Here is a 12,020-nt window from a genome sequence, read left to right as displayed (position 1 = left end):
CACACCGCGACCGAAGGATCAGTACGGGTCGAAGCGGATGTTCTCGATGGGGGTACCCGACTCGGTGAGCCGCTGCACCGTCGTCTGCACCATCGCGCCGGGTCCGCAGACGAGCACCTGGTGATCGCCGAATGCCCCGTAGGACGTGACGATTTCGTCGAGGCTGCCCTCGAGCAGTTCATCGGGGTCGGCGCCGATATCGCCGATGCGGGAGAGGATCCGCTGGTGCCACGGGTCGGGTACCGACGGGTCTTCGACGGACTCGACGACGGGGACCACCGTCAGCCACGGTAGCGCCTCACTGATGAGAGAGAGCATGTCGGCGGCGTACAGATCGCGGGGAGACCGCGCGCCGACGAACAGGAACGTGCGAGGAGGATTCTCGCGTCGGGCCGCGTCGAGGATCAATGCGCGCATCGGCGCCAGGCCCGTTCCTGCGGCGATCATGATGGCGATACGTCCGGTGTCGTCGAGATGGAGATCCCCGCCGCGGGGTGAGGTGATGCTCCATACGTCGCCCGGCTGGGTGTCGGAGACGATGGCGCCGCTGACCCAGCCGCCGGGGACGGTACGGACGTGGAATTCGAGCTTGCCGTCCATCGATGGTGGCAGCGCGGGGGACAGGCGTCGCGGCAGATTCGGGCGTTGGGGAACCGTCACGTCGACGTACTGGCCCGCACGGAACGGCACCATGCTGTCGGTGCATTCGAGTCGGATGACGGCGAGATCGTGTCGGAGGCGGTGGTGCTCGACGACGGTCGCCGACACGGCGATCTCGGTTTCGGACGCTGGCGACGTGGCCGACTGCATGTGGGAATCCTCTTGGGTGGTGGGCGCGCGGTGGTGCGGAGGGCTCGGTGCTGCCATGAACTCTAGGCGAGAATTCGGACAGGTCACAGAATGGAACATGTTTCAGTTTTTGGCCTCGAGCGGTTATCGTGACGGGCAGCATGTGATGGTCGCCATAACGACCTCTCGGCCATCGCACCGACGCCGCCACCACGATCGGAAGGATGCCGATGGCTGAGAAGTCCGTAGAGTCCGGGGAGTACGCCGACCTGCATCGACCCGTCTACAACCCGGATCTGCTCATCACCGCGCTCGACCGCAGCGCCGACCGCCCCGCGTTGCACCTGGGCGACGTAGTCCTCACGGGCGCGGAGATGCGCGCGGCCATCAGCCGCTACCAGCAGGCACTCGCATCGGTCGGAGTCGGGCAGGGCTCGTCGGTCGCAGTGTTGTCGAAGAACCGTCCCGAAGTTCTCATCAACATGGGCGCGACCATGATCGCCGGGTGCCGTAACAGCGCCCTCAATCCCATGGGGTCACTCGACGACCATCTCTACATCACCGCCGACGCCGAGATCGAGACCCTCGTCTTCGATCCCGTGCACTTCGAGGAGCGTGCCGAAGAACTGAAGGCGCAGGTGCCGACTCTGAAGAATCTGTTCTCGCTCGGCCCGTCGAAGATCGCCACCGATATCCTCGCCCTCGCCGAGACCTTCACCGAGCAGCGACTCGTCGCGGCGCATGTCGATGCCGAGGACACGTCGTCGATGGTCTACACCGGTGGTACCACCGGAAAGCCCAAGGGTGTGATGGGCTCGTTCCGATCCGGTGTCGCGCTTCCGCAGATCCAGATGTCGGAGTGGCAGTGGCCGGATCAACCTCGCTTCCTGATCTGCACGCCTCTCTCCCACGCGGGAGCCGCGTTCTTCATTCCCACACTGCTGCGCGGCGGTTGCCTCTACGTATTGCCCTATTTCGAACCGGGCCTCGTCCTCGAGACGATCGAGAAGCACCGCATCGACGCCACCATGCTCGTCCCGACGATGATCTACATGCTGCTCGACCACCCGGACTTCGACACTCGTGACCTGTCCAGCTTGCAGACCCTCTTCTACGGGGCCTCCGCGATGTCGCCTGCACGGCTGCGTGACGGCATCGAGCGTCTCGGGCAGGTGTTCTTCCAGTTCTACGGTCAGTCGGAATGCGGCATGACCATCGCGGTGCTGCGCAAAGAAGAGCACCTCGCCGACGATCCCGGCCGCCTCGCGTCGTGCGGCCGGCCGGTCCCGTGGCTCGATGTCCGCCTGCTCGACGACGACCTCCAGGAGGTGCCGCAGGGTGAACTCGGGGAGATCTGTGTGCGGGGACCGCTCGTGATGAAGGGCTACTGGAACAAGCCAGAGGAGACCGCCGAGGCCCTGCGCGGGGGGTGGCTGCATACCGGCGACGTCGCGCGCGCCGACAAGCACGGATTCCTCACCATCGTCGACCGCAAGAAAGACATGATCGTCACGGGCGGCTTCAATGTGTTTCCCCGCGAGATCGAGGACGTCATCTCGGCGCACCCTGCCGTCGCATCGGTCGCGGTTGTCGGTGTCCCCGATCAGAAGTGGGGCGAGGCCGTGAAGGCGTGCGTCGTGCTGCGCGACGGGCAGGATGTTCCGGCCGGCGAACTGATCGAGAAGGTGCGCGCAGCGAAGGGGTCGGTGCATGCTCCGAAGTCGGTGGATTTTCTCGACGCCCTGCCTCTGACGCCGCTCGGCAAGCTCGACAAGAAGACGCTGCGCGCGTCGTATCGATAGTTAACGCACGAAAGGTTGTGCGAGGAAATGACTTTCCCAGTGTGACGGGGTGAGATCGGTCACGTGGCAAGCGGAGTTCGTCGACTCGAGTGACCATTGTTTCCGGTGGTCGGGGATTTCGAATCACCCTGAATCACCGCTGTGCATCGACCAGCGGTGCACGGCGTCAACCATCGGAGGGGGAATGAAATGGGTTCCATCGCATCGCTGCTCACCGACGTGCTCGTGGGCGTCATCCTGGAACTGATCTCGTCGGGATCCGCTGAGTAGATCCTGCACAGGATTGTCCGATCGGGATCTCGTCGGCGGCATGATGGGTGGACCGCCGACATCGGTAGGTAAGCAGAAGCGCCGGGGGTCCCCGGACGGTTTCTCGGTGGCCACGCCGCACGGCAGGCCGCCGAGAACCATCCTGCATGCTCGTTTCTGCTGGTGAAACGCTCGAAGTCGAGTCACCTCGAGTGTGGCGGGCTTACCGTTGGATCATGTTGTCTGCACAGAACGCTGAGGTTGTGCGCGCGACTCTTCCCGTCGTCGGAGGCGCCATCGGCGATATCACCCCCGTCTTCTACCGGCGCATGTTCGCCGCGCATCCGGAACTCGAGAGGGATCTGTTCAACCGCGGGAACCAGGCACAGGGCGATCAGCAGCGAGCTCTCGCCGGCGCGATAGCTGCATATGCAACTCTTCTGGTCTCGGAGAACGTCGCCGAACCGCACGATCTGCTGTCGCGCATCGCGAACAAACACGCGTCGCTCGGCATCATCGCCGACCAGTACGACATCGTCCACAAGTACCTGTTCGAGGCGATCGCCGACGTGCTCGGAGACGCCGTCACGCCGGAGGTCGGAGCAGCGTGGGACGAGGTCTACTGGGACATGGCGAAAGCCCTCGTCTCGATGGAGAGCGAACTGTATCGCGAGTCCGGTGTCGAACCGGGGGAGGTGTGGCAGCAACTCGTCGTCCGGCAGCGGACTCAGGAGTCCCCCGACACGGTCTCGTTCGCACTGGCGTTGCCGGACGGGTCGACGTTGCCGTTCGCGCGGCCGGGTCAGTACGTCTCGGTGGCTGTGCGATTACCGGACGGAGCTCAGCAGATCCGGCAGTACAGCCTGACCCGCGCGCCGCAGCGCGAGTATTGGGGAATCACGGTCAAGGCAATCCCCGAGATCCGCTCGGAGGACGGAAGCGTCGTCCCGGAGGGCGAGGTGTCGAATTATCTGCACCGCAATCTGTTCGATGGCGACGAGGTGAGAGTGTCGCGGGCGTACGGTGATCTCCTGCTCGACGACACGGATGCTCCGCTGCTGTTCATCTCCGCGGGTATCGGCTGTACTCCGATCATCGGCTTCTTGCACTACCTCACTCGCACGGAGTCGGACCGATATGTCACCGTGCTCCACGCCGACCGCGCGCCGTCACGGCACGCCCACCGGCGGGAGTTGTCCGAGCTCGTCGAGCGACTACCGGGCGCCGGCCTCCACCACTGGTATGAGGACCTGGGGGTGCGGCCCGCCGCAGGCACCACCCGAGTCGGCCGGATCGATCTGAGCGAGGTCGAGATCAAGCCCGGGACGCACGTCTATCTGTGTGGTCCGTTGCCCTTCATGGAGATTGTCAGAGAGACATTGGTCGAACGCGGCGTTTCGGAACGCGACATCCACTACGAGGTGTTCGGTCCCGACAAATGGCTGCCGAGCTGAGTAGTCGGCCTTGTGAAGGAAGCTTCCCCATTCCGCACGGGTTTCCTCGGGTCGTGAACCAACGGAAAGTCGCACGACGGGTGGAAGGTTGCGGACGGCCCGAGATTTCGCGCGATATGCCCGATCTGTCGAGGGCGGGTGTCGCCTGACATACTGCGTCGCATGGCGAACGGGGACCCTCAGCGGGTGGAAGTGCGAGTGCCGGTGGAGAGCGCGGACGAGGCTCTCTTCGGATCGGCGTTCAGTGGAGAAGGCGCACTGCGGCCGGTAGAGCCGGTGCCGCCGATCTGCTCGCGACACGGAGACCCGGAATCCGACCGGGTGCGGGTGACGGTCAAGTCGGATCGGTCGCAGCCGGACAGTAGTGACAGCCGCCTGGGATCCGCACTCGCTGCGGCCTACACGGTGCAGGTGGCGGCAGTGGAGTGGCCTGTCTGTGCACGATGTGTCACCGCACGTCTGCGCTGGCAGATCGCTGCCGCCGCACTCTTCACCGCGCTTGCGGTGCTGTTCTTGGGGTTGGTCTTCGCGCTGCTGCAGGGCGCGCCTCGTCCCTACGGGTTCGCGCTGCTCGGGGTGTTCGCGGTGTCTTTCATCCCCCTCTACGTCGCGCTGCGGATGATCGAGCACCGGCGAGGTGGCGTAGGAGTGACTCTTGCAGAAGATGGTTCGGCGCTCGTGGTGCGCGACGCGCACCCGGACTTCGCGCGCGCTGTCAGCTCGCGGGCGTGATCTACAGTGGGTCGAAGCTGATGTTCTGCCGGGGCGTGCCCCCGGCAGACAAGGCGTACAGCGTCGTGCGGATCATCGACGGCGACCCTGCGATCTGGATCTGGTGATCGGACCACGATCCGAAACTTGCGACGACCTTGCCCAGCTTCCCCTGAATCGGTTCCTGCAGACCCCGCGGTGTCTCGCGTACGGGGACCGGATGCCAATACGGGTTCTCCAGCTCCTCGGTGACGGGGGTGATCGTGAGCCACGGGTTGGTCATGGCGATGTGCCACAACGTTTCCAGATCGTAGAGATCACACGGGTAGTTCCCGCCGTAGAACAAGTGGGTGCGCGGATTCGTGCCGCGCATCGCCATCTCCATGATCTGGGCGCGGAGCGGCGCGAGGCCGGTGCCCGACGCGATCATGAGCACGTCCTGGCCGCTGTCACGGTCGACCTGCAGGCCTCCGAGCGGTGGGCCGATCGTCCAACGATCACCCACCGAGACCTCGCTGACGAGACCCCCGCTGACCCATCCCGTCGAGACGCGTCGGACGTGGAATTCGATCTGCCCCTGGGGATTCGGAGGGATCGCTGCGGACAGGTACCGCCACATCTGGGGACGTTGCGGAATCTGGACGCTCATGTACTGGCCCGCGTGGTATGGGATGGGGGTGTCGGTTTCGAGCCGGATGATCGCGAGGTCGGCGAGAACTCGTTCGTGGCCGACGACGGTGGCGCCCCATGCTGCGGGCAGATCGTCCTCGGCTGCGGCGACAGCCATCGTCTCGGTGAAGTGCGCGATGACTTCGGCCCACGTGCGTTCGAGCGCTGCGGTCCACAGGATCAGCGGCGTGCATTCGCGCACCGCGGTGAGCAGTGCGTGGCCGGCGGCGCGGAAGTGTTCGGGTCGGACTCCGTACTTGCGGTGATCACGGGCCAGTTGGCCGAGGAAAGCGTCCAGGCCGTCCACGTCGGTGAGTTTGTTGACCGCCCACCCGACTGCGGTCGTGAACCGCTGCCGCATGTTCTCCATGCCGGCGGGGAACAGTTCGCGCGTCCCTGACGTCTCGCTCCAGAGTGCGGTGTAGAACGCCGTGGCGAGCCGCTCGGGCCCCGTCGGGGTTGCGGTGATCGATGCGAAGCTGAGTTGCACTCGGGCGATGGCGAACGCCTCCACGCCATCCTCCCACGTACTGCGCCAATTCGGACGCCGCCACTGTAGTCGTTTCCTCGTGGGTCGGCCACATGCGAGTTCCGGACATGTAGCCGGACGTCATAATTGTGATGTGAATCACTCACTTGATGAAAGTTGAGTGGAACAAACTCAACTTTGGGGTCGTTGAATCGATCGAGTGCCCGCGGACCGGAGTCTGCGGGTACAGAATTGACACAGACCCACTCGAGAACGGAAGGAGCCCGTAGTGGACTCGTTCAACCCCACGACGAAAACCCAGGCGGCCTTGACGGCGGCACTGCAGTCGGCATCCGCTGCGGGCAACCCGGACATCCGGCCCGCTCACCTGCTCGTCGCACTGCTCGACCAGACCGACGGCATCGCAGGCCCGCTGCTCAAAGCGGTCGGCGTCGACCCAGCCCAGATCAGGGGCGAGGCCCACGACCTCGTCGACAAACTGCCCACCGCGACCGGCGCGACCACCACACCACAACTCGGCCGCGAAGCGATCGCTGCGCTGTCCGTCGCGCAGAAACTCGCGACCGAACTCACCGACGAATTCGTCTCCACCGAGCACGTTCTCGTCGGCCTCGCGAGCGGCGACTCCGACATCGCCCGGCTCCTCACAGGCAAGGGCGCGACCCCGGAGGCATTGCGCGACGCGTTCACGACGGTGCGCGGCACCGGACGCGTCACCAGCGCCGACCCGGAAGGAACCTTCCAGGCTCTCGAGAAGTACTCGACCGACCTGACCGCGCGTGCCCGCGAAGGCAAGCTCGACCCGGTCATCGGTCGCGACAACGAGATCCGTCGTGTCGTTCAGGTCCTGTCGCGTCGTACCAAGAACAACCCCGTGCTCATCGGTGAACCAGGTGTAGGCAAGACCGCCATCGTCGAAGGCCTCGCCCAGCGTGTCGTTGCGGGCGATGTTCCCGAGTCGCTCCGCGGCAAGACCGTCATCTCCCTCGATCTCGGTTCGATGGTCGCGGGCGCAAAGTACCGCGGGGAGTTCGAGGAACGACTCAAGGCAGTACTCGACGAGATCAAGGAATCCGCCGGGCAGATCATCACGTTCATCGACGAACTGCACACCATCGTCGGCGCAGGCGCGACCGGCGAGTCCGCAATGGACGCAGGCAACATGATCAAGCCCATGCTCGCGCGCGGTGAACTCCGACTGGTCGGAGCCACCACTCTCGACGAGTACCGCAAGTACATCGAGAAGGATGCTGCCCTCGAACGCCGCTTCCAGCAGGTGCTCGTCGGTGAGCCGAGCGTCGAGGACACCGTCGGTATCCTGCGCGGACTCAAGGAGCGCTACGAGGTGCACCACGGTGTGCGCATCACCGACTCCGCGCTTGTGTCCGCCGCGACCCTGTCCGACCGCTACATCACGTCGCGGTTCCTCCCCGACAAGGCCATCGACCTCGTCGACGAGGCCGCGTCGCGGCTGCGGATGGAGATCGACTCGCGTCCCGAGGAGATCGACACCGTCGAACGTATCGTCCGTCGCCTCGAGATCGAGGAGATGGCGTTGCAGAAGGAAACCGACGCTGCGTCGAAGGAACGACTCGACAAGCTGCGCGGTGAACTCGCCGACGAACGCGAGAAGCTCAATCAGCTCACCGCACGCTGGCAGAACGAGAAGACCGCCATCGACTCCGTCCGTGAGGTCAAGGAACAACTCGAAGCGCTGCGCGGTGAAGAGGAACGCGCCGAACGCGACGGCGACCTCGGCAAGGCTGCCGAGTTGCGCTACGGCCGCATCCCCGAACTGGAGAAGAAGCTCGAGTCCGCAGCGCAGGCGTCGGGGGCGGCGTCCGACGGCGATGTGATGCTCAAGGAGGAAGTCGGCCCGGACGACGTCGCAGAGGTCGTCGCTGCATGGACCGGCATCCCCGCCGGCCGCATGCTCGAAGGCGAGACCGAGAAGCTTCTGCGGATGGAAGACGAGATCGGCCACCGCGTGGTCGGTCAGGCCGAGGCCGTGCAGGCCGTCTCGGATGCGGTCCGCCGCGCAAGGGCCGGTGTCGCCGACCCGAACCGTCCCACCGGATCGTTCCTGTTCCTCGGACCCACCGGCGTCGGCAAGACCGAGCTGGCCAAGGCGCTCGCAGACTTCTTGTTCGACGACGAACGCGCCATGGTGCGGATCGACATGTCGGAGTACAGCGAGAAGCACAGCGTTGCGCGTCTGGTCGGCGCACCTCCCGGCTATGTCGGCTACGACGCGGGCGGTCAGCTCACCGAAGCTGTGCGTCGTCGTCCGTACACGGTGGTGCTGTTCGACGAGGTCGAGAAGGCACACCCCGACGTGTTCGACACGCTGTTGCAGGTGCTCGACGACGGGCGCCTGACCGACGGCCAGGGCCGCACGGTCGACTTCCGCAACACCATCCTCATCCTCACCTCGAACCTCGGTGCGGGTGGCGACAAGGACCAGGTGATGGCGGCGGTGCGGATGGCGTTCAAGCCGGAATTCATCAACCGGCTCGACGACGTCGTGATCTTCGATCCGCTGTCGGAAGAGCAGCTCGAGAAGATCGTCGACATCCAGATCGACCAGTTGGCGAAGCGCCTAGAGGCACGTCGGCTCACGCTCGACGTCGACGGAGCGGCACGGATGTGGCTCGCGGTCCGCGGCTACGACCCGCAGTACGGTGCGCGTCCGCTGCGCCGGCTCATCCAGCAGGCGATCGGCGACCAGCTCGCCAAGAAGCTGCTGGCGGGAGAGGTCCGCGACGGCGACACCGTCAAGGTCGGCGTCACCGACAATGCCGACGGTCTGATTCTCGGCGTCTGACACCAGTGCGGGGACGGTCCCGGTGGCAACGACCACCGGGACCGGCCCCGTATCGGTACCTTGGAAAATGCCATGACGAATCCGAACGATCCGCGTACACCGCAGGAGCGTGCCTATCCGCACGACGAGCCGGGTGACGACGAGACACGCGTACTGCACACCGACGACCCGACGGAAGCGTATGGGCAACCGGTGACACACCCGACCCTGGTGTATCCGCAGTACGACCCGCGCTTCGATTCGGCGGCGCCCCCACCGAACCCCACTCAGCAGCTCGGTGCACCGCTGGGGCAGTACGCGCAGGGCGGGCCCCCGACCGCGCAGTATCCGACCGCGCAGTATCCGACGGCCCAGTACCCGACAGCCGACTACTCGCAGGCGCAGTATGTGCAGGGGCAGTACCCACAGGCCGGTCACCCCGGCGGTGGATATCAACCGCCCGGCGCACCCCCGCCCGGATACGGGCCGCAGGCCGAGCCCGAGAAGTCCCCCCGTGGTCCGCGTTGGGGGCTGGTGGCTCTCGCCGCAGTTGTCCTCATCGTGCTCGGCGGGATCGTCGGCTTCCTCCTGAGCGGAGGCGACGACGAGCCCGACACCGCCGCGACCGGCCCGACCACGACCCGAACGATGCCACCCGCACCGACGACGACACCGCCACCGGCCACCGAGCCGGACGGAGCGCCGGCGCTACCGCTGGATCAGCTTCCCGGCGGACTCGGTGAGGCCATCGGGAGCACCGGCGCCGTCGTCGGGTCGATCACGGCCAACGACGGCACGAGCATCACTCTCAGCGGTATCGGCGGGTCGCTCACCACGGTGTTGTTCACGCCGGAAACCCAGATCATCACGTTGAGGGGGTCGTCTCCGGAGGCGCTCGAGATCGGCGCGACGGTGGTCGCGACAGGCAGTCCCGTCGAGAACGGACAGATGACGGCCGAAACCGTCATCAGCGCGTCGCTCCCATCGTTCGGCAGCCCGGGCAACTGAAGACGCTAGGCTGATCGCGATGACATTCATGTGGTTCGGTCTGGCGGCGATCGCGCTTCTCGGCGCGCTCGCGCTCCTGTACGTCGACCGCACGCGGAGGGAACAGTCCGGGCGTGTGCGGGAGATCTGGGCGCGTGCCCAGGGGTACAAGTACACCGACTCCGACGAGCGGCTGCCTTCCAACTGGCATCGCGCGGCATTGGCCAAGCAGGAGTACCTGGGCGCGATAGACGTCGTGCGCGGGGTGCGCCGGGGTGAAGATTTCATCCTGTTCGACATCGAGGAAACCGCCACCATCGTCGCGGTACGCCGCAAGGTCGGATCCGACGTCGACATCGATCTGCGGCTCAAGTCGACGCCACCTCCCAAGGATTCCGACATGAATCTGCTCGGGTCGATCGGCCCGCGCATCGTGTTCTCCACCGACCTCGAGATCGCCCGTCGCGTGTGCGACCAGCGGATGGTTTCGTTCACCCAGGCGATCCCTGAGCACATCCAGATGCTGTGGAGCGAGGGGCCGTGGACCCTCGGTTCGATCCCGGTGGGAAGCAACGGGCGCGAATGGGATGCGGCTATCGAGACCGTGGCGCGCCTGTCGGGCATCTTGCATGTCCTCCCGCCCGTGGTCGACCCCGATGATGTCGATCGCAGCTTCCACGACCCGGGACGCCCCTCCGCGCAACGCTAGTCCCCGCTCGTCAGGTCACGGTACGGACACGCCCCGGATGACACGCCGGATCCTTCGTCGTGCGAACTGATCGGGGTCTGTACATTTCACGCCGTGACACCTGTGGCTCTGGTGATAGTTGTGGCAGTGGTGGCCGTTGCGCTGCTCTGGATACGGCTGGGGATGCGCCGGTTGCGGACGCTTCGCACCCGACGCCGAGACGGCCTGAATCTGCTCCTGAACGAACTCGACGATCGCTACGACCTGATTCCCGCGCTGATCGCGGCATCGGCGGGCGCCGGTGTCGAACGCAGCCGCATCAGCCCGGTGGTGGGAGCACGCTCCCTCGCCATCGCGATGCGCGATCAACGCCTCGATCTTCCCGAACGTGCGGCCACCGAGAACGCGCTCTCTGCCGCGTTGCACGAACTCATCGGAGTCCTCGACGGTGTCAACCACTGGCCGTTCATCCGGGTCGCCCGCGAACTGCACACTCGCGAGCAGCGCATTGCAGGTGCAGTTCGTGTCCACAACGATCTCGCGAACAAGCTCAACTCCCAGGTGGCGAGCTTCCCGACATCGCTGTACGCGACGCTGGCCGGCGTGCGGCCGGTCGCAGTCTTCGAGGTACCGGCCGGTCTGGTGACCGATACTGCGACCGAGGTTCCGGTGCCCGAGGAGCGGCCCGACATGCGGCCGTCCACCACTGTCGAAAGCGACGACAAGGACTCGGGGACCGTCGCCGCCTGAGGACGCACCGACAGCGACTAGGCTCGTTCGCGCCGGTTCCGCCACCGGCGGTGGACGAGACGACGGTGAGGAAGTGCAAATGAGCGACCGCGACGAACTGAGTGCACTGGTACGTGAGCTGGCAGTGGTGCACGGCAAGGTGACGTTGTCGTCGGGCAAGGAAGCCGACTACTACGTCGATCTACGTCGGGCGACCCTGCATCATCGTGCAGCTCCGCTCATCGGCTCACTTCTGCGCGACCTCGTCTCCGACTGGGATTTCGACGCGGTCGGAGGGCTCACCATGGGCGCCGACCCGGTCGCGATGGCCGTCATGCACGCGCCCGGACGTCCTATCGACGCGTTCGTCGTCCGTAAAGCAGCCAAGGCGCACGGCATGCAGCGTCAGATCGAAGGCCCCGACGTCGTGGGCAAACGAGTGCTCGTCGTCGAGGACACGACCACCACCGGGAACTCGCCGCTCACCGCAGTCAAGGCACTGCGCGACGCGGGCGCGATCGTCGTGGGTGTGGCAACGGTCGTCGACCGCGCCACCGGAGCCGACGAGGTCATCGCGGCGGAAGGCGTGGAATACCGGTCGTTGCTCGGCCTCTCCGACCTGGGCCTCGACAACTCCTGACACCGTGAA

Annotated in this window: 10 protein-coding genes; 8 read left to right on the top strand and 2 right to left on the bottom strand. The window is 65.6% G+C overall.

Translation table 11 applies throughout. The features are described 5' to 3' along the window. Positions 1-18: 18 nt before the first annotated feature. Entirely contained in the window at positions 19-810 is a 792-nt protein-coding gene (locus ACSYG9_RS04150; protein ID WP_440127532.1) for an FAD-binding oxidoreductase, read from the bottom strand. Between the two features lie 209 nt (positions 811-1,019). Here ACSYG9_RS04150 and ACSYG9_RS04145 point away from each other — a divergent pair, with 209 nt between their 5' ends. The 3 genes from ACSYG9_RS04145 to ACSYG9_RS04135 all read left to right on the top strand — a co-directional run bounded on the left by ACSYG9_RS04145 (position 1,020) and on the right by ACSYG9_RS04135 (position 5,026). Further along, positions 1,020-2,591 carry an AMP-binding protein gene (locus ACSYG9_RS04145; RefSeq protein WP_440125943.1) on the top strand — a complete coding sequence of 524 codons (1,572 nt, stop codon included), beginning with the start codon at positions 1,020-1,022 and terminating at the stop codon, positions 2,589-2,591. A gap of 485 nt (positions 2,592-3,076) precedes the next feature. Then, positions 3,077-4,294: a globin domain-containing protein gene (locus ACSYG9_RS04140; protein WP_454841267.1), complete on the top strand. Its 1,218-nt coding sequence runs from the start codon at positions 3,077-3,079 to the stop codon at positions 4,292-4,294. Between the two features lie 162 nt (positions 4,295-4,456). After that, on the top strand, positions 4,457-5,026 hold the full coding sequence (locus ACSYG9_RS04135) for a hypothetical protein (protein ID WP_454841266.1): 570 nt from the start codon (positions 4,457-4,459) through the stop codon (positions 5,024-5,026). 1 nt (position 5,027) lies between these two features. Here the strand turns inward: ACSYG9_RS04135 and ACSYG9_RS04130 are convergent, their stop codons facing one another. Further along, positions 5,028-6,188: an FAD-binding oxidoreductase gene (locus tag ACSYG9_RS04130; protein ID WP_454841264.1), complete on the bottom strand. Its 1,161-nt coding sequence runs from the start codon at positions 6,186-6,188 to the stop codon at positions 5,028-5,030. Between the two features lie 244 nt (positions 6,189-6,432). On the opposite strand from ACSYG9_RS04130, the gene clpB reads away from it, so the two are divergent. From clpB to pyrE, 5 genes are all read left to right on the top strand, one after another. Beyond that, positions 6,433-8,988 (top strand): ATP-dependent chaperone ClpB, encoded by a 2,556-nt coding sequence (gene clpB, locus ACSYG9_RS04125; RefSeq protein WP_454841263.1) that lies wholly within the window; start codon positions 6,433-6,435, stop codon positions 8,986-8,988. A gap of 72 nt (positions 8,989-9,060) precedes the next feature. Then, positions 9,061-9,975 (top strand): DUF5666 domain-containing protein, encoded by a 915-nt coding sequence (locus tag ACSYG9_RS04120; protein ID WP_454841262.1) that lies wholly within the window; start codon positions 9,061-9,063, stop codon positions 9,973-9,975. A gap of 28 nt (positions 9,976-10,003) precedes the next feature. After that, on the top strand, positions 10,004-10,663 hold the full coding sequence (locus ACSYG9_RS04115; RefSeq protein ID WP_454842873.1) for a hypothetical protein: 660 nt from the start codon (positions 10,004-10,006) through the stop codon (positions 10,661-10,663). Positions 10,664-10,756: 93 nt separating this feature from the next. Then, entirely contained in the window at positions 10,757-11,392 is a 636-nt protein-coding gene (locus ACSYG9_RS04110; RefSeq protein ID WP_454841261.1) for a LemA family protein, read from the top strand. A 79-nt stretch (positions 11,393-11,471) separates the two neighbouring features. After that, positions 11,472-12,011: an orotate phosphoribosyltransferase gene (pyrE, locus tag ACSYG9_RS04105; RefSeq protein ID WP_169687058.1), complete on the top strand. Its 540-nt coding sequence runs from the start codon at positions 11,472-11,474 to the stop codon at positions 12,009-12,011. The last annotated feature ends 9 nt before the right edge of the window (positions 12,012-12,020 follow it).

This window comes from Rhodococcus sp. SJ-2, from assembly GCF_053750035.1.
The sequence above is the reverse complement of the archived record's forward strand: the minus strand, read 5'-3'. Positions and strand labels throughout refer to the sequence as shown.